Source organism: Hahella sp. NS-SX17, assembly GCF_057367735.1.
In genome coordinates, this window is sequence record NZ_CM170632.1 from 1,720,702 (window position 1) to 1,738,983 (window position 18,282).

Annotated in this window: 19 protein-coding genes and 1 tRNA gene; 12 read left to right on the forward strand and 8 right to left on the reverse strand. The window is 47.4% G+C overall.

The annotated features are described in order from the left end of the window. Positions 1 to 284 precede the first annotated feature (284 nt). Together AC2IBB_RS07775 and AC2IBB_RS07780 are read right to left on the reverse strand one after the other, a co-directional pair. On the reverse strand, positions 285 to 1,148 hold the full coding sequence (locus AC2IBB_RS07775) for a hypothetical protein (RefSeq protein WP_486332321.1): 864 nt from the start codon (positions 1,146 to 1,148) through the stop codon (positions 285 to 287). 227 nt (positions 1,149 to 1,375) lie between these two features. Continuing rightward, positions 1,376 to 1,678 carry a MerR family transcriptional regulator gene (locus AC2IBB_RS07780; protein WP_486332322.1) on the reverse strand — a complete coding sequence of 101 codons (303 nt, stop codon included), beginning with the start codon at positions 1,676 to 1,678 and terminating at the stop codon, positions 1,376 to 1,378. Between the two features lie 120 nt (positions 1,679 to 1,798). Between AC2IBB_RS07780 and tmpT the strand changes: the two genes are divergently transcribed. After that, positions 1,799 to 2,437 (forward strand): thiopurine S-methyltransferase, encoded by a 639-nt coding sequence (gene tmpT / locus AC2IBB_RS07785; protein WP_486332323.1) that lies wholly within the window; start codon positions 1,799 to 1,801, stop codon positions 2,435 to 2,437. A gap of 74 nt (positions 2,438 to 2,511) precedes the next feature. On the opposite strand, the gene AC2IBB_RS07790 is transcribed toward tmpT, so the two are convergent. Next, entirely contained in the window at positions 2,512 to 3,573 is a 1,062-nt protein-coding gene (locus AC2IBB_RS07790; protein WP_486332324.1) for a TolB family protein, read from the reverse strand. 697 nt (positions 3,574 to 4,270) lie between these two features. Here AC2IBB_RS07790 and AC2IBB_RS07795 point away from each other — a divergent pair. From AC2IBB_RS07795 to AC2IBB_RS07810, 4 genes are all read left to right on the forward strand, one after another. Then, positions 4,271 to 4,630, forward strand: a complete 360-nt coding sequence (locus AC2IBB_RS07795; RefSeq protein WP_486333931.1) for an AHH domain-containing protein — start codon at positions 4,271 to 4,273, stop codon at positions 4,628 to 4,630. A 17-nt stretch (positions 4,631 to 4,647) separates the two neighbouring features. Then, positions 4,648 to 5,229: an imm11 family protein gene (locus AC2IBB_RS07800; protein WP_486332325.1), complete on the forward strand. Its 582-nt coding sequence runs from the start codon at positions 4,648 to 4,650 to the stop codon at positions 5,227 to 5,229. 60 nt (positions 5,230 to 5,289) lie between these two features. Next, entirely contained in the window at positions 5,290 to 6,309 is a 1,020-nt protein-coding gene (locus AC2IBB_RS07805) for a hypothetical protein (protein WP_486332326.1), read from the forward strand. A gap of 277 nt (positions 6,310 to 6,586) precedes the next feature. Then, positions 6,587 to 6,958 (forward strand): hypothetical protein, encoded by a 372-nt coding sequence (locus AC2IBB_RS07810; protein WP_486332327.1) that lies wholly within the window; start codon positions 6,587 to 6,589, stop codon positions 6,956 to 6,958. Between the two features lie 65 nt (positions 6,959 to 7,023). On the opposite strand, the gene AC2IBB_RS07815 is transcribed toward AC2IBB_RS07810, so the two are convergent. Beyond that, positions 7,024 to 7,650, reverse strand: coding sequence for a DUF4145 domain-containing protein (locus AC2IBB_RS07815; RefSeq protein WP_486332328.1), 627 nt, complete (start codon positions 7,648 to 7,650; stop codon positions 7,024 to 7,026). Positions 7,651 to 7,769: 119 nt separating this feature from the next. Here AC2IBB_RS07815 and AC2IBB_RS07820 point away from each other — a divergent pair, with 119 nt between their 5' ends. Beyond that, positions 7,770 to 8,168, forward strand: coding sequence for a helix-turn-helix domain-containing protein (locus AC2IBB_RS07820; protein WP_486328239.1), 399 nt, complete (start codon positions 7,770 to 7,772; stop codon positions 8,166 to 8,168). A 22-nt stretch (positions 8,169 to 8,190) separates the two neighbouring features. After that, positions 8,191 to 8,778 carry an IS630 family transposase gene (locus AC2IBB_RS07825; protein WP_486333932.1) on the forward strand — a complete coding sequence of 196 codons (588 nt, stop codon included), beginning with the start codon at positions 8,191 to 8,193 and terminating at the stop codon, positions 8,776 to 8,778. A gap of 94 nt (positions 8,779 to 8,872) precedes the next feature. Here the strand turns inward: AC2IBB_RS07825 and AC2IBB_RS07830 are convergent, their stop codons facing one another. Then, positions 8,873 to 9,847, reverse strand: coding sequence for a YiiX/YebB-like N1pC/P60 family cysteine hydrolase (locus AC2IBB_RS07830; RefSeq protein ID WP_486332329.1), 975 nt, complete (start codon positions 9,845 to 9,847; stop codon positions 8,873 to 8,875). A gap of 1,182 nt (positions 9,848 to 11,029) precedes the next feature. On the opposite strand from AC2IBB_RS07830, the gene AC2IBB_RS07835 reads away from it, so the two are divergent. Then, entirely contained in the window at positions 11,030 to 12,097 is a 1,068-nt protein-coding gene (locus tag AC2IBB_RS07835; protein ID WP_486332330.1) for a hypothetical protein, read from the forward strand. A gap of 1,539 nt (positions 12,098 to 13,636) precedes the next feature. On the opposite strand, the gene AC2IBB_RS07840 is transcribed toward AC2IBB_RS07835, so the two are convergent. The 3 genes from AC2IBB_RS07840 to mutY all read right to left on the reverse strand — a co-directional run bounded on the left by AC2IBB_RS07840 (position 13,637) and on the right by mutY (position 15,283). Beyond that, positions 13,637 to 13,712 (reverse strand) — tRNA-Phe (locus AC2IBB_RS07840). Positions 13,713 to 13,769: 57 nt separating this feature from the next. Next, positions 13,770 to 14,039: an oxidative damage protection protein gene (locus tag AC2IBB_RS07845; protein WP_011395279.1), complete on the reverse strand. Its 270-nt coding sequence runs from the start codon at positions 14,037 to 14,039 to the stop codon at positions 13,770 to 13,772. A 74-nt stretch (positions 14,040 to 14,113) separates the two neighbouring features. Beyond that, positions 14,114 to 15,283: an A/G-specific adenine glycosylase gene (gene mutY / locus AC2IBB_RS07850; RefSeq protein ID WP_486332331.1), complete on the reverse strand. Its 1,170-nt coding sequence runs from the start codon at positions 15,281 to 15,283 to the stop codon at positions 14,114 to 14,116. 271 nt (positions 15,284 to 15,554) lie between these two features. Between mutY and AC2IBB_RS07855 the strand changes: the two genes are divergently transcribed. From AC2IBB_RS07855 to hisA, 4 genes are all read left to right on the forward strand, one after another. Next, positions 15,555 to 16,019: an SRPBCC family protein gene (locus AC2IBB_RS07855; RefSeq protein WP_127973115.1), complete on the forward strand. Its 465-nt coding sequence runs from the start codon at positions 15,555 to 15,557 to the stop codon at positions 16,017 to 16,019. Positions 16,020 to 16,134: 115 nt separating this feature from the next. Next, positions 16,135 to 16,728 carry an imidazoleglycerol-phosphate dehydratase HisB gene (gene hisB, locus AC2IBB_RS07860; protein ID WP_011395282.1) on the forward strand — a complete coding sequence of 198 codons (594 nt, stop codon included), beginning with the start codon at positions 16,135 to 16,137 and terminating at the stop codon, positions 16,726 to 16,728. Positions 16,729 to 16,804: 76 nt separating this feature from the next. Beyond that, positions 16,805 to 17,449 (forward strand): imidazole glycerol phosphate synthase subunit HisH, encoded by a 645-nt coding sequence (gene hisH, locus AC2IBB_RS07865; protein WP_486332332.1) that lies wholly within the window; start codon positions 16,805 to 16,807, stop codon positions 17,447 to 17,449. Positions 17,450 to 17,504: 55 nt separating this feature from the next. Further along, entirely contained in the window at positions 17,505 to 18,239 is a 735-nt protein-coding gene (gene hisA, locus AC2IBB_RS07870; RefSeq protein ID WP_431686611.1) for a 1-(5-phosphoribosyl)-5-[(5-phosphoribosylamino)methylideneamino]imidazole-4-carboxamide isomerase, read from the forward strand. Positions 18,240 to 18,282 lie beyond the last annotated feature (43 nt).

Sequence of the window (18,282 nt, forward strand, 5' to 3'; positions counted from 1 at the left end):
TGCGGATTGTTAATTCTATGCGTCTGTAAAATTTAAATGTGGAATTAATGGCGCGAAAATAAGTATTTATGCATTAAATATGCATTTGTTATGAGAAGGATATCAGTTTTTTGAGCCAAGAGTACTAAGTGGCTAACTATTTTGGGGCGGCGTATGTGCGTTTATCATTGTTATTGTTTTCCTTGTTTGTATAAGCGGGAAAGGTAGCACTGACCGCTTTTTAGCGCTGTGATTTGGATCAGTTTTATTGGCGTGGCCAAAAGTGGTGTGGGATGTCCTTTTTGTTAGAACCACTTCATAGAAATTGGTGGGCAGGCTTCGCCGCTGGGAGGAACCAGTTTTATTGAGAACATGGCATGCTCAAATACCTGGGCAAAGTACGGCTCTTCAACATATTGCACCATATCCAACGCGACAAACTGCTCTCTCAGCTGGCTTGCGGCTATCCAGCGCCAGCGCTTTTCCCAGTCTTGGGATTTCTTCTCTTTGAGTAAACAAGCTCTGAAATCTTCTTGCTTATAACACTGTGCGCTTTCAGCGAGCCGGTTATAGTCCGACCTTGAGTAATTGAAAACAATTTCAGGGAGAGTTATCTCACCGGAGTGCATACAGGTCACTCTTATCTCCGCCAGAATTTTTTCGTCCCGCGAAAATGTGAAATAAAGAGAGTTTGTTGACTCCATATGATTCTCCCGCCATTCGACAGGGATGGACAGTTTTATGCCTGATGTTGCGTCATGGTAAACACTCGCTTTTTGGTCTAACTTGCTGTCAGTAAAGAATGGCGGCTGGCTATCAAAATACCCCGTGTGCAGGGCAATTGCGCTTTTCAATTCCCTGTCGAACCCTGCGGAAAGCAAGTAGCCGGCGATGAAAAGAATGACGCTAATTGAGCTATGCACAAATATTGCGTTGGTGGCGAAGCGAGTAAATCCGATTACGACAATAATAAAAAGAGGGATGAATAGAAGGATATATTTTAGTATAAGGCTGCTTGCAGATGTTTCTGAGTAAAAGTGGATATAAGGAGAGACAATAAAAAGCCATAATCCTAGTAGTGCGCCGATCATGGTGCGAGTGTGAGGGTTGCGGTTTCTATAGCTGACGTACGCCGCAAAAAATAAAAAAGGGATGAAGATTAAATCCATTTTATACAGCTTAAATTCGTTTCAGAGTTGAGGGTAAATTAGAAGTATAAAGGCTGATTGTTGCTTTCTCTATCATGCACATTGCATAGGCGACGCCTGAATAATTTGTATATCTGAAAGCCAGGGCAAAATGGTGAGCAATGCTAAAGCCATAGTTCGAAATTTATTTACCTCGCATAGGAGTGCTGCGATCCATTTTCGACGATTTTCTTTTCTTATACTGCTCCTTATCCACCACATTCAAAATACGCAGAAAAGTGGGGCATTCCAGATGGCTGGGCGCAGGGCACTCGGCTGCGTGACGCAGGCCGTCGCGCATGATGGAAAGCTGCTGCCAGAGAAAAACCGGCGTTACGCCCCAAGGAAATCAGCGCAAGTCTTTGCAGAATACCTGCGTCGTAAACCCTGCGCAGGCCTTTTCTGCCTATAGGCTGGATAAGCTGCTTCTCCTCGTAAAAACGCAAGGTGGAAGCGGGCAGACCGGATAGCTTGATGACTTCTCCGATGTCCATGGTTTTTCTGTCAGGCATTTATGCTTGACCTCAAGTCGACTTGAGCTTGTATGCTATCTCCACACATATGGCGGAGCAACGCGCAATCTTCTTTAATGTCGGTGCGACGCCCATTTATCGACTATAAGAGGAATCAATATGGATGCAAATTTCTGGCATGAGAGATGGGCGGAAAACAATACTCCCTTCCACCAAGGTGAAGCTAATCCACTGTTGGTCGCTCACTTTGACAGGCTTGATTTAGACGAGGGTAGTCGTGTTTTTGTGCCGCTATGCGGCAAAACCCTGGATATTGCCTGGCTGCTCTCAAAGGGCCATCCTGTGGTCGGATGTGAGCTGAGCGAAATGGCCATCGAGCAGCTCTTCGAGGAACTGGGCCTGACGCCTGCAATATCAGAAATCGCCGATGGCAAACGCTACAGCGTAGAGAACCTGGATATCATCGTCGGCGACTTTTTCGAACTAACCGCTGAAGCACTGGGGCATGTTGACGCCATCTACGATCGCGCCGCCCTGGTGGCGCTACCAAAACCGATGCGGGATCGCTACGCCAAACACCTTATGGCGCTCACCAATAACGCCCCCCAACTCATGCTCTGCTATCAGTACGATCAAAACCAAATGGAAGGCCCTCCATTTTCAATTAGCGTCCAAGAGGTCAAACACCACTACGCCGAAAACTATGCGTTAACTACGCTTGCAACGGTTGGGGTGGAAGGCGGCTTGAGAGAGTTGACTGAAGTGACCGAGACGGTTTGGTTGCTGGAAAGCAGGTAAGCTTCGACATCCGAGATAGACTCAGGGCTGACTCGTTCAAACGTCAGCCCTATTGGCAAAAGCACCTCCAAGAATCACCAATCCGCCCATATCGGCACGGACGCGGGATTTGAACAGAATCTATCACCAAGCGTATCGACCAGGGAGATTACGTCAGGGCTGTTCTCATCCAAAGTCAGATTAGCCGCTGTTGCTTTGATGATGTACAGCGCGCCGCGACAGGGGCTAATGTTATCGCGGATGTAAATTCCCCTTGTGATCGCCAAGCGGCTGCCATCTGGAGACCATGCAGCGCCGTGGATGTCATCTTCTTCGTTATTCACCATAACCCGAAGATTGGTTCCATCAACATTCATGACATATAAATCGAAATAACCGCTGCCCCGCGTCATTGATGTTTGGCTCATACTGAAAGCCACCTGCATTCCATTGGGACTGATCGATAGGGTGTCCCAGACATGGCTATCGTTAAACTTTCTCACCAACTGCTTTCCTGGCCCAACCTGGAAATCAACCTTATAAATCGAGTCGTCCTCGGCAATATACAATACGCCGCTAGGTGACCAGTCAAAGGCTCTGATATGGGAATGTTGATCCTCATAATAGCGGAGCGTGTCGCCATTTCTGTTCACTAAAACCAGCGCAGGTATACCCAGGTTTTCCGGTTCGTAATACATCGCGATAACGCTGCCATCTGGAGAGACTTTGGGATCAACGTCGAGCGTAAAACTACCTGGCTTGACGAATGATGAAATGACATTGCCATTACGATCCATGGTATGAGTGGTTACCCGAAAATTGACTCCGTCTCCCTCAACTTGGAAATCATCTTCCACAAATATCAGGTTTTGTGACTCATCAACGCCTATTACGCCATCCAGCTCCAACACTTCCTTTGCTTCGTTAGTCGCCAGATTGTACTGATGAATTTTATTGACTACTTTCTCAAAAATGAGCGTGCCTTCAAGCCCCGTCGTGCCCCCTGACGAATCGTCGCCATCGCTGGAAGAGCTTCCGCCGTTTGATGAGCCTCCACCGCCGCCGCAAGCGGCATTCAAAAACGCCAGGCTGCAGAGTACAAAAATCCTGTATAAGGATCGGGTTTTGTTAACTATAGGGTTATCTGACATATCCACATATCCTTCCAATATTCAGCCACCGCTCAGCCATCAGCACCCACCGTCGCAAATACAAAAAATCAGATCGCCTCGCTTACAAGACACTCCGCTTAACTGTTTGAGACTTGGCTGTTCTGAACGGCGCTGTTAAATCTTTAGCGACTACCATCATCGCGGTATTGCAGAGGTTAGAGATCAAGCCAACTACACGAGCGTCAGCGAAAAATAAGGCGAGAACATCGCGGGCATGACTATCTGCGCCTTCCAAACACTCTAACGAGACCATCGTTATCTCTAAACGCATTATTTCTCAAAAGGACTGGAGATCCATCTAGGGGTAACCCTGTAGAGGGGGAGGTTGTGCTCAGTCAAATCAAGCAGGCCCTGGTACATATGTGATGGCGACTGATTTAGGGTTTATGGCTGATGGGGCTGTGCATTTCTTGAGTGCTAACATCGCTATCCCTCTCATACACAATGGATACGTAATAATGGCTAAGCCAGAGAACCCTAAGAAGTTCTATGAAAAAGACATTGTAGATCGAGCGGTTGATAAGTTCGCCAAAGTAGATACCCCTCTGTCGTCGATCTAAATACGGTAGTGGTCGCCGCACAGGTTCAAGAAGGTGTGGATAGATATTGAGCTGCTGTGCAGGGCATGTCTTATGATGACTTTATAGCCGAAAAACACATTTCCAAGCGTCTTAGTGATCTGATGACCGAGGCCGGAGATCCACGGCCCTCCGAGCTGTGTGACGCCCACGCGATAATTTCTGGAGGCCACCCACAAGCAGCGCCAATGCGAGCTGTCATGGCTTGGTGTATGATGCGGATAGACGATCCGCATAATGGGTGCTGGCTGCCAAGGCGTAGCAAATATCGCTCACAAATGCCCCTACATCTTAGAAACGCTATACCCCATAGCCGGGTCCACACTCATGCATACTACAATTGGCTCGGTGGGCTGATTAACTTTACTGATATCAATAGTATCAACGACCTGATCAAAGTTTTGAAAATGATCAGGCTTCGGCTTGAGCGGGGGCATTTGCCGCCAGGAACCGTCAATATTTAAGTCTGAAGGGATAAACGATGACTCTATATGCAATTTATGCTGATCAGAAAAAATACCAGTATGTCGGTTTTGACTATAAGCAAATTATTAGCGAGTTTGGCGATAGCAAAGATACCCGCTTCGACGCGAATAGATCTCCTAGATCCTATAAAGACATCTGGAAAAATCCAATTGGCATATATTTCGGTAGTGACAAGAAGGGGCTGCTAATCCCTGATATATCAGAGCATCAGGGACGTCTGTTTTTGTCAGAAAAAGCATACGATGTTTTAAAGGACATCATTGACCAGGATGGCGAATTTTTGCCCGTTGTTTACGACGGAAGTAAGGGCTTTATGTTTAACACACTACGTCTGGCTGAAGATCTTGAAGCGCTTGACGAAACTCAGTGTGAGCAGGACGAATACGGTGATGTAATGAGCATTGGCTTCCACGAGGGAAAACTACAAAATGTATCAATATTTAGAGCGAAGTTTGACCGCTTTTATGTTGCATACTGTACGCAGGAAGTGAAGGATGCGATTGAAAAGGCGGGCTTAAAAGGGCTTTTGTTCTATTCGGATTTGCGGCGTCCTTGGCAAGCGGACGTTAATTTGTAGTAGCCTCAAGCCTGAGCGGTTTTTTTAGTAGTGAGGCTCATCCCAGAAAGGTCATAAGCCATGAGTTTGCTTACACTTAAGCTCCGAAAAAAGCGTCCTTGTACCCCAATAGGACCAGATTTTTCAAAGGCTGGAGCTATTCAGATTTCTTTGTCAGGAACTAAAGTCAGCTTTTTAATGAACCGCCATCTTCCTGATGGCTTCTATGAAGAATATATTTCTCCTTCTAGCGAATATAACTTATTTGACAGTAACCTATACGAAACTGGCCGTAGAAAGATTGGTGAGGAAGCCTGCTATAAAGAACTAAGATATATAGTTCCTCTGCGGCGTTGCTGGGCTTTTCGAGGACAGGCGTTTACCGGCTATGCCGCCCAAGTGGACGCCACAGTCTCGGTTCAGAGAATTACCCCGTCAAGCAAAGACTTTTCGCTATTAAGGCCTGACCATTTTCAGCAGTTCATAATGGATGCTTTAACTACTGAATATGGCCACTTGGTTTCGAATGGACGCAGTAAATTTGATGCGCCGGTTAACTGGAAACCAGATAGTCGCCATCCAATACATGCCGTGACATTTGAAGTGACGCCTGTGACCAGTGGCGATGACCGAAAGGTTATATATGCTTTCCCGGTTGATCATGAAGTCTGCGTCTTTATATATTTTCATCTTTTGCAATATGAGCCGGGAGAGCTCTCGAAGAAAGACGCAATGGTGTCGCCCAAACCGCTCTACGAGCTTGTAGAAAACATCATATCCAGCGTTAAGATCGAGCTATCGCCTTCCGCACTTAATGAGTTGGAGCAAATTAAGTCCACTCACTCCAGCGCAAAAATCTCTAAAACTCTCAGTCCGTTGAAGTGGACGACACCAGAGCAAGACGCGGAGTGGGAGGAATATTGCAAGAACCTGGCTGAGCTACGCAGGCTTAGTTACTCAGACTCGCAAGTTCCTAAATCCGAGCAAGATAAACTCCTCAATAAAATGAGCGCAGCCACGACCGAAGAGGAAATGCTCAAATTAATGGAGCAGGCTGCGGAAATGGAGGCTAAACACTCTAGCCAAGGTAAAAAGAGTTAAATCAGCTACCGAATCAATACTGAAAACACCTTTGAGCTAACGCTCGGGTGTTTTCAGTCCCTCTGTTCCCAGTAGCTAAGCTGAGCAAACTAATCCCTTCGCAGACTCCCCACTTTCCAAGCGGTCAATGCAGACCATTCTCATATAGTCGCAATCCGGAGCGGTATGCGCCAACCTATCGGCGGCGGATAACCTGAACCTGACCACCGCCGCCGACCTTAGCCAGGTCGTCGCACGGGACCGACACGCGTCGATCCAAGGCGACGACAGCGCAACCGTGGGCGGCTCGCGCTCCGCGACGATCAGCGGCAATGACACACAAACCAGCAACAATAAAACCATAAACGTTCAAGGTAGCCATACGGACATCGCCAGCGCGACGAGGAAGATCCAGGCGCAAGTCATAGAGCTAAAAGCCAGCGCCGCCGTGACAATCCAAGCGCCGGCCATCGCTATGGGAGGCGGTGGCGTAGATGTGTTGCAGGTGATTGCGGATCTAATCGGAGTGGTTCAGGAGTTGGCGGCCACGACGGCGAGCCACACCCACGAAGGAGGAGGAAGTGGGACGCCATCAAGCAGCGGGAGCCATAGCAGCCAGGCCAAGAAGGCCAATATTTTGAAAAACAAGATAAATTCGCTTGTACTATAAATATATCCTTCCTGTATTAATTTTATTTATGGTCAGACGTGCCTATCAGTACACAAATAAAAGATTTATGTTTTTTTACTTTTAAGATTGTGACGGGCGTGGTAAGGAAGTATGTAAACATCTTTCAATAAATGTTCAACCACGTCTAAGGCGATCCCTAACTGAACATTAGTATGGGGCATTACCTCATGTGCAGCTTTATTCCCCATGATTCGCAAGCTATGTAGGATATCCCCTCCCTCCGTAGTGAGTTTATTTTGCATAACAAGATTTGAAATTTTTTTATTTAGATTACTCCCTACGGCCTTCTGATAATTACAAACCGCCTCTATGATTGCTCTTATTCCAACTCCAGCTAAAACAGGTGAATCATTATTTATCGCCGTTATTGTTTCCACATATATTCGTTGTAGTTCATCAGGAACAAGGTGCAAATCACCCAATATATCTCGCCCTTTTTCAGGGTTTGGAAAGTGGTGTGCGTACTCAGTATGACGAGCACTTTGCACCCCATAAGAGTCGTAGAAGCACTCTAGATCTTCAGAGTTGGAGTGTGTTTTTCTAAACATCACATTTTCACAACCTTGGCACTGTATTATTAGATATTTTTCGGTCCAATCAATAGAATAGTCTCCGTCATCTTCGTGCCCATATAGATCCACCCCAGATAAAACCCTGTGGTTTGTACTCACATTACAAACCACACAAGGAGCCCTAATAGTACTATCAACGCAACTACTAAGTAGCAAAATAAAAATTTTCTAATAAAATAGGCTACTTACGACCACCCGAACTGATCATATTTTGCACCGTGAAGTACGTCAATCATCTTAAGCCCGCTGAAATAAAGACTCTTACCGATGGATTTCGCTACAGCCCGAGCTCCCGTTTCCGTATTCGCTGTCACGCCATATTGCTCAGCAATAAGGGGTATAAAATCGATAAAATTGCCGACATTATCGACTTCCACCGCAACACCATTTCGATCTGGATTGAGCAGTGGGAAAGCATGGGAATATGTGGCCTCATTAGCGACGCCTCCCCGGGAAGGCCGCCCATTTACACGGAGCAGGAACAAGAAAGGGTTTGTAAGTGGATTGACGAGCAGCCCCAACAACTACGAGACGTCCAGATACGTCTGGAGAAAGAAACTGGAAAAAGCGCTAGTCTGGAGACCGTTAAACGGAACTTAAAAAAAATCAAAGTATAGCTTCAAGCGATTCCGCTTTTCGCTGCGCGCGCTTCGGGATGAAGACGCCTTCCGACAATTTCTGGGCTTTGTGAAAGATCTTCAATCCTGGGAGGATGCGGGCGAAATCGAGCTTTACTACTTTGATGAATCAGGCTTCAGTCAGCGTTCCAACTTACCTTATGGCTGGAGCCCTGTGGGGAAGCCGACGCAAATGAAATCCTATCCACACAATAAGAGACTGAACGTTCTGGGGTTTATGAGTCGCCGCCAGAAGCTGATATTCCATGCCACAGAGGAGCGGGTGGATTCCGCCAAAGTCGTAGCGCTTTTTAATAAGCTGGCGGGGAGTAAAGATCCGCTTAAGCCTGCCGTGGTGCTTCTGGACAACGCCTCCATGCATCGCTCTGCGGAGTTTCGCCGACATAGGTTGGATTGGGCGGATAAAGGCATCTGGCCGATCTATTTGCCGAAATATTCACCAGAGCTAAACCTGATAGAGATCTTGTGGCGAAAGGTGAAGTACAACTGGCTGCCGCTAGGTTCGCATGAGACGTTCGAGAGACTGAAAGAGTCAGTCACCGATGTCCTGTCAAAGTTTGGGCAGGAGTATAAGATTAATTTTATTTAGATACTTATGTTCAATGCTAATATTTTTTCCAGACATGGTTTTTATCCGTTTAAATTATAGAATATAGGAGGCATTTCTCTTAATTACCTCATGTCTATTTCAGATTCTTAATCACGAATTCTCCAGCATTTATACAATCATTTGTCACATTAATTAAAGTTCTATATAAATCAATGTTAATCTTTATATAAGAATTCATCCCTCGCATGCTCATAATCTGATAGCTTTCATAATTGAAACTATAGCGCTCTAATCTATTTTTTGCGCTATCCACCTCTTTGATTGCCAGCGCCATTAACTTCTCTCGATGTAACTCTAGCGCAAGAAATAGATCGCCATGATACCTCCATGGATTTTTTTTAACATCAAACTCCCATATAGTAAGAAACCCTGATTCCTTAAAAGACTTTACTACGAAGTCTGAGTATTCAGGATGCTTGCAAATGACCTCATCAAGATCGTTAAACGATTGAATGTCGACTTTCGTTATACGTCTTGCATCTGACAAAATTTTATTAATCGCGTTAGTCTGATACGATAGAGGGCTAAATGTTTTAGTGAAGTTTACCTCACCTTCAGAGGCTTCTCTCAGCGGGGACTCAACTTCGTAAAAAGACAAGGACAAATTTATATCTTCAGGCGTACAATAAGAGCTGTTATCAACTATCTTGTACCCAGCATAGTCAAATGCTTCAGCGACAAGCCTCGAGCAGAACTGCTTATTATCCGATTTGATTCTTTTTGGATCTATCTTAGCCCTTATAGCTTCTTTAACAGTATATCCTACACCTATCTTGCTTCGTGCATACAGTGCTGCTTTCTCAGCAACAATTCGATTTTTTGGCCTAATTACTTTTATATTACTTTCATCCTGAAATATGAGTCTTTGAACGTTCTCCGCGTGGACTCCATTTGCATCAGAGTGTATACAACTTCCATCACCAACATATAGCATTGCGTGCGAGTACTCCCCCTTTGAAAAAAAGCGAACGGCTTTGCTTACAAGGGTGCTTTGACATGTAAGAAAAACATCACCTATATGTAATTTTTCCATATCCAGAACAATCATAACACTATACTCCTTATAAGATTTCATAAGTCTTGCCATGAAAAATTATCCTGGCAAGTTTAATTGTCGCATGCTTTTTCTATTTTTCAGGGAGTAAGAAAGAACAAATTTGACTAAAAAGTAAAGTCAATATAATTAATAAGTAACCTATAGACCCAATTCTCTAGGTTTCAATAAAAGAGGTAACTAAGTGTTTTCGCCAGGGAAAGAATTTGTTAATTTTTCACTCCTCCCCACGCCTGCGGGTTTCGAGAAAAGCTTTTCGTCATGAAACTGGATAGCCGAGGAAAGGCCCGACATTGGTGAGCTTGTGAGAGCTAACGACTTTCCTAAGTTGAAGCTCCCTGCTATGTTTTGAAGTATGCGAAAGCCTAGCTGGATGAGTAAGCCGCAACCAGCATCCCGTGGACACCCTTTCTGCAAAGGACACTATCCAGGCAAAGCAAAATCCCACGCCGAACATTTTTGCACGACATAATCATAAGTAAGCCATTGATTTAATTATATTTAAAATACTGTCACGAAGTTAACTCAACACATCTGGATCAAAATCCAGCACATCAAAAAATATTCACCCTGCCAAGTCAAGTGGCTCGTCTTTACGAGGATAGCGTTCTGATAATTGCAATGGTGCAATAGTCAAACAATTAAACTATTCTGATAATAAGCCTCTAAGGAGCGGCTCCATACGCGGGTGCTTTTTAATGACCGGGGCTTAATCCACAGGAAGCGATGAGTTTTAGAATATTTCTATCGAGTCTTAAACTTCCCAGTGGCCATGTAAAATATATAGATACTAGGTATTTCGCATGAGACATACATTTAACGAAATTAGAGATAAGTTAAAGCAGTTTGTAGAGTCTGGGGAAGATAACCACTTTAGTTCATCCATCAACAGCCTCAGCTCTCAGCTAATAAATCACCTCCCGGCAATTCCTAACGTCGTTTATCCGCTCGAAGAGCTTCAATATTATTCTCGTAAACTACAAGTCTCAGAGGGTAATGATGTAATGATGTAAGGAAGTACTACCTGTCTTCCCTTCAGCGCCTTGGAGTCTTAGAGACTATAGCTGAGCAAGCTGGGGCTATGAAAATATAGGCGGCACACGCCTAAAAATACTGCTTCCACTCTAAACCAAGGCGTTAGAAGAATTCGCAGCCATCTACATTTAAGGAATGAATATGGCAAAACGAAATCCTGATAAGTCCGCTAGAAATAGAATTATTGAGCGTATTAAGACTAGATTAAGAGATTTATTACCACAAGTAATTAAAGATACAGGCGTGAAAACAGAGGCTTCATTAAATGCTAAGATAGGTAGCAAAAATGACGAATTTTTCGATTTAAAAACTGAAGTTATAAATACTCCAGAGGAGTTTAAAAATAAATGGCTCAGAGGGCTTAAGGCCAGAATCAACTCATCCTACTCCCCTCCTCATGAATGGATACTTGAAAACATAAAGCAGCATGAATCATTTAAAGAATATCTCATGCTATTTTTAGAAAGATCCTACCTAAATCACTTTGAAGAGTTGTCTAAGAATCGCCCCAACCCATCTCAGTCAGAAATTTGGATTGGCCAAAATAACGCAAACTATGGACTTCTTGTTACACCAAGATTCGTGCAAGGACAATGGGAAAATGATAAGAGCGAAATAAGATCCTTTCCACAAGGATATTGGACAATTGGCCATGTAATGGAGACAGGACTAGTTATACCAGGAAAAAATAAAGTCTTTAAGTTTGGTGACATAGAGCAGTATTTACTCTTTTTTACAGACACTATCGTTAGAAACTCTGGCTCTAAGTATGAGTATGAACTAGCGGAACACTATGCGATGTACGTTAAGAACTCTAACAAGCCAATGAATGTACCCTTGTTGATCCCTGAGTTCAGATACAGAGGACTAGAGAATAAGCACGAATATCGGCTCGATTTTTTAATCATAAATCCATATACCCTTAGTAAGGTTGGTTTTGAATTATCCCCATGGTCTACACATGGTTACCTTAGAAAAACGAATACTCTGTCACAAAAGGATATAAATAAAATGGCTCTTGACAACTTCGAGAAGGAAATGAAAAAACATCGAAGTTTTTTTAAAAATTTTGAAATTGTCACCCTGATATATACAGACGAGCATCTAAAAGATTGCAAAAAATTATTTGAGGAAGAGATTGCAACTTATTTGGAGCCTGAAAAACCATCGACCCAGTTGTCCTTTGAAATCATGGAGGAATTTGTGTAGCTGCTTTCAATATGTTAATTACGCTTTTTCACGAACCTATTACATTCCGGGCATTAGAGGGGACTCTTTTTGATGAGGCAAAGAGAAAGGTATCGTAATTTCAGCATGCTACGACAGCGCTAACTTGCTAGGGATTTTATGAGAACCAGAGGTTAGCGCTTGGGTATGGCATGAACAATAATCGCCAGCGACCGAGATATGGGTAAAGCAGCTATTTACTTGTTCATCCTGTGTGGTTCATTGGGATCATTCGAATTTTAGAGATTCCCACGCTGGAATCAGTGACCTGTAGAAAGTATCCTCTAAGTCTCGAAATTAAACAGCGCACATGCGCCTTACCACTCATGAACCCACGTGCAAGCATTAAAAGGTCGCATGAACGGGCTCAAGTCAGAGCCTTTATTGATTGGCTGAACACCAGATATCGGGCCAAGTTCGAAATTGTGGCTGAACCGGACCCGCCAGATGCAATTATTCGATCAGGGCGCACCACTCGATGGGTTGAAGTGACCGACGCATTTTGGAGTGATGCTTTCGCAAAAGACGTTTACTCCTGCGTAACTCCCAGCGAGATTCACACACCAATTGGCAATGAACTGTACGTGAATCCGGACGCCCATTTTGCTCAACGGTTTATTGACGTCTTGTGCAAAAAGCTTGAGAAGCGGTCGTACCTTCCAAGCACGCAGAAATATGGACCAGGTTACCTTGTTGTTCCGGTTATGTATCCGCTATTCGATTCGTCTTCGCTCGACTTCATTAAGGAAGCATGGGAAAACACTAATGTCAAAGACCTTGAGTGTTTCCGGAGCATATACATGTCTTTCAAAATGGGACGAGGCCCTATCGTAAGATGGGCTGAATATGGTCGCAACTAACCAGTCATCCTAATTGTCGCTGATCCCATACCTGCGTAGTGGGAGAGTCAGGAGTGGCTTCGCTGACCTGCAACGACTGCGTACTCCGGGACGCTCGCGATAACGTCGTTGATTCGGAGGGAGAGAGGGCGTCACGGACAGTGGTCTAGCCTTGAAATGTCAGCCATCATCATTTCTGCAGGGCGCGAAAAAAACGCGATGGAAACACAGCCGTCGATCACCGAATACTATTTCCTGCGAGAAGACGTGCATCGCATGTACTTGAGGATGAAGTCCCTTTACGAATTGCTCATTAGGGGCACATCTTGCCAGTCTCTGGTGATGGTTAGGCAATCTTTCGGTTGGCTGAATGAGTGCGTCTATTAGGTTGTTATACAGCCTAAATAGAGGGGGATAGGTAATTGTGCGTAACAAATGAGACATGGGGGTGATTGGGCGCTTTTGAATGTCGACGGTGAATTTGCGTTGACACTTTGTTGACACATCCACTCATGACGATAAAAGAAGAAGGGCTGGTTTCTTTTACTTTTTTGGGGTTTTGAAAGGGCAGGGAGTGTATTGAGCTTGCCGGGGGTGTGAATTGCTAAGCTCTTTACTGGCGTGGATTTTCTTGGGCTAGAAACGAAAAAAGCCCGCATATAAATGCAGGCTTTTAGAATGGTGGTGCCCAGAGGCGGAATCGAACCACCGACACGGGGATTTTCAATCCCCTGCTCTACCGACTGAGCTATCTGGGCGACGGCGCGTATTTAAACCTCTGGGAGAAAAAAGGTCAAGCATATTTTTTTAATTTTTTAGTCTTTAGGAACAAAGCCTTCCGCAGCGTCGAAATTTTCGTTGTTGAGGAACTTCTCCATCTGCTCGGTGAGGTAGGTGCGGGCGTCCGGGTCCATCAGGTTTAAACGCTTTTCGTTGATGAGCATGGTCTGGTGTTGCAGCCACTCCTGCCATGCTTTCTTGGAAACAGTCTCGAACAGTTCCTTGCCGCGGGCGCCCGGCATGGGGGGCAGGGCGAGGCCTTCGAGTTCTTGCTGATACTTTTTGCAGAATACCATTCGCGCCATGTTACTTATCCTTTATTGGGTTTCGTGTAGTTTCAATTATCTGAGTGTGATTAGGTTCGATTATAACAAAGCTGTCAGAGCAGGCGCTTTTGCCTGTCCAGCGACTTCTGGCTGAGCCACTTCTCTATAGGAGCGGGCAGGCCGGGTAATTCCTGCTCCGGATCGAACCACTGGCTGTCGGATTCGCCGACGATGGACGCAGCGTCCTCCCGCCGCTCAAGATCGGCTGTAGAAGCGATGATGGGCTTCAGTATCAAATGATAGTGAGAAAAGGTGTGGCGGAACGGAGAAGCCAGCTCATATTGCTTTAACTGTAGGTGCTTCTGCTCTTTCCAACTTTGCAGGGCGTCCGGCAGATCCATGTTCTTATCACTTTCCGGCAGCGACCAGAGTCCGCCCCAAATGCCTGTCGGCGGTCTGCGTTCCAGCAGGATATGTCCGTCCTCATTTTGCAGCACCAGGACAAAGCGTTCATGAGTGGGGATCTTCTTGCCGGCTTTGGGCGTTGGCAACTGGTCCGTCATGTCCTGCGCCAACCCTTGGCAAGTGTCCTCCATGGGGCATCGACCACAGGCAGGTTTGCTGCGGGTGCAAAGGGTGGCGCCGAGATCCATGATCGCCTGAGTGTAATCGGTGACTCGCTCGACAGGTGTGTAAGCGTCCGCTAACTCCCACAGGCGGGTTTCAATTTCCCGTTTCCCCGGCCAGCCTTCTACGGCGTCATGACGACAGAGCACGCGTTTGACGTTGCCGTCCAGAATCGGCGCGCGGATGCCGAAGCCCATGGACAGAATCGCGCCGGCGGTGGAGCGCCCGATGCCTGGTAATTCCTGAATTGTTTCCAGCGTGTTGGGAAACTCTCCGTTGAATTTTTCCACTATAGTCTTGGCTGCTTTATGTAAGTTGCGCGCCCGGGCGTAATACCCCAGACCGGCCCAGTGAGACAGCACCGTATCCTGATCCGCCTCTGCTAACGCCGCGACAGTGGGAAAGCTCTCCATGAATTTGATGAAGTAGGGAATCACTGTGCTGACCTGGGTTTGCTGCAGCATGATCTCCGATATCCAGACGTGATAAGGCGTGCGTGGATCTTGCCAGGGCAGGTCATGTCGGCCATGTTGGTCGAACCATGTCAGCAGGCGCGCGGCGAAGCTGTTTGTCGCCGTGGCGGCGTCCTGCTCGCCAGCGGAATCATGGGATAGAGTAACAGGCTGTTTTTTTTGGAGATTCGACGGATTGTTCATGTAAGTAGATAGACTTGTGGCAATTAGCGTAGCAAACTATGGGCCCTGAAGGATCGATTTGTCGGGCGTACTCCGGCGGATAGCGCGTCCCGTCCGCTGTTGCAGCGGCCGCTTAGATAGCGCGTCCGTATATAAAAGACGTGTCCATATATATAAAGACGTATCCGTATATATAGAACAGTACTTCGCGGAGTGTACAGGATTACGCCTGATAAACCACACCAATGAAAACCCGCCGATAATAAAGTGTGCAGTCTTAAGGAGATAGCTTGTGTCTGTAAACATCACAATTGAAATCAGCCGAACCTTCGAAACATCCGCCAGTTACGACAGGGTGTTCGATTTGCTGGCCGACGTGCCGGCTTCCGTATCCCACTTTCCGAAAGTGGAGCAATTGGTGGACCTGGGCGATAACGCCTATCGCTGGGAAATGAAAAAGATCGGCGTCGACAAGCATGCTATCCAGACTGTTTACGCCTGCCAGTACAGTGCAGATAAAGAACGCGGTAGCATCACCTGGGCGCCTATAAAAGGAGAAGGGAACAGCGAAGTGCAGGGTTCCTGGACCGTGGTGGACAAAGGCGGTCGCGTGGAAGCGCGATTCCAGACCAAAGGCTCACTGACTTTGCCTCTGCCAAGCCTGCTGAAACTGGCCATCAGCCCCGTGGTTAAACACGAGTTCAACTCCCTTGTCGACGTCTATATGGACAACCTGCAAAAAGAATTCGCCTCCTGATACCTGCGCGTATGCGCTGGGACCGGACGGATTATCTGCGACGGTCCCCGGCGCTGTAGGCTAAGCGGAGATTACACGCTATAATGCGCGTTTTCTGCATTGGCTGGAGTAACGCATGGCGGAGCGCAAGGCGGAAGTCACCCGCAATACGCTGGAAACCCAAATCACCTGCAAGATTAACCTCGACGGCAGCGGTCAGGCCCGTTTCGAAACCGGCGTGCCGTTTCTCGACCATATGCTGGATCAGGTCGCCAGACATGGCCTGATTGATATGGATATCGTCGCCAAAGGCGATCTGCATATCGACGCTCACCACACCGTGGAAGACATCGGCATCACTTTAGGACAAGCCGTCGCCAAAGCCCTTGGCGATAAAAAAGGCATCCGTCGTTATGGCCACTCCTATGTGCCTCTGGACGAAGCCCTGTCCCGCGTAGTGATCGACTTCTCCGGCCGCCCCGGCCTGGAAATGCACGTCGAGTTCACCCGCTCCATGATTGGTCAGTTCGATGTCGATCTGTTCTACGAATTCTTCCAGGGCTTTGTGAATCACGCTCAGGTAACCCTGCATATCGATAACCTGCGTGGACGCAATTCTCACCACCAGATTGAAACAGTGTTTAAAGCTTTCGGTCGCGCGCTGCGCATGGCGCTGGAGCTGGACCCTCGCATGGCAGGCATTATGCCGTCCACCAAGGGCGCGCTGTAACTCCGTAACCAGGGGCCGTCTATGAAAGCGGCCTTTTTTACGTTTAGCGAATAAAACAGGAACGGTCATACCAAGCATGAATACGATCGCGGTCATTGATTATGGAATGGGTAACCTGCACTCGGTGTCGAAGGCGTTGCAGCATGTGGCGCCGGATGCGAAGGTGTTGGTGACCGCCGACCCGAAGATCATCGCTGAGGCGGATCGCGTACTGGTGCCCGGCGTGGGCGCAATGCGTGACTGCATGGGCGAAATCGTGCGCCTTGGCTTCGACAAAATTATCCTCGACGCAGTCGCCTCCGGTCGCCCTATGCTGGGCGTATGCGTGGGCATGCAGGTGTTGCTGCAACGCAGTGAGGAAAACAGCGGCGTCGACTGCCTTAAAGTCTTTCCCGGCGACGTGAAATTTTTCGGCTACGATTTGACTGAAAATGGCGAGCGTCTGAAAGTGCCGCATATGGGCTGGAACGAAGTCAAACAGACCGTAGACCACCCCATGTGGGACGGCATCGCCGACAATGATCGTTTCTATTTTGTGCACTCCTATTATGCGGCGGGCGACCACCCGGAAGTCGTGGCGGGAACCTGCCGTTATGGCGTGGATTTCGCCGCCGCCATCGCGCGCGACAATATCTTCGCCGCGCAATTCCACCCGGAAAAAAGCCAGCATGCCGGGCTGCAGTTACTGAAAAACTTCACCCGTTGGAACGGCCGTCCTTGATCGTGGCGGCTGCAACATTCCCTACAGCCAGACATCCGAACGACTGAGAACCACAATGCTTATAATCCCCGCGATAGACTTGAAAGATGGTAAGTGCGTGCGCCTGAAGCAGGGCCGCATGGACGACTCCACCGTATTCTCCGATGATCCCGTGGCCATGGCCGCGCAATGGGTCGACGCAGGCGCTCGCAGACTGCATCTGGTGGACCTGAACGGCGCCTTCGCCGGCAAGCCGGTGAACGGTGAAATTGTCTCCGCCATCGCCAAAGCGTACCCGGATCTGCCCATTCAGATCGGTGGCGGCATTCGCGAATTGGACATCATCGAACAGTATCTGGATGCGGGCGTGAAGTACGTCATCATCGGCACCAAAGCGGTGAAAGAGCCAGCTTTCGTCGAAGAAGCCTGTCGCGCTTTCCCAGGCGCCGTCATCGTCGGCATTGACGCCAAAGACGGCATGGTCGCGACGGAAGGTTGGGCGGAAGTCAGCTCAGTCAGCGCTGTGGATCTGGCGAAACAGTTCCGCGACGCGGGCGTTTCCTCCATCGTTTACACGGACATCGCCCGCGACGGCATGATGCAGGGCGTAAATGTGGAAGCCACTGCGGCGCTGGCGCGGGAGTCCGGCTTGCCGGTTATCGCATCTGGCGGCGTCACCAACATGGACGACATTCGTCGTCTGGCGACAGTGGCGGACAGCGGCGTTATTGGCGCGATCACGGGGCGGGCCATTTATGAAGGCGCGCTTGATCTGCGCGAAGCGCAAACGTACTGCGACTCCATCGCCTGATCGGTATCGAAAGGCCAAACAACTCACGAACACCAGTATCAGA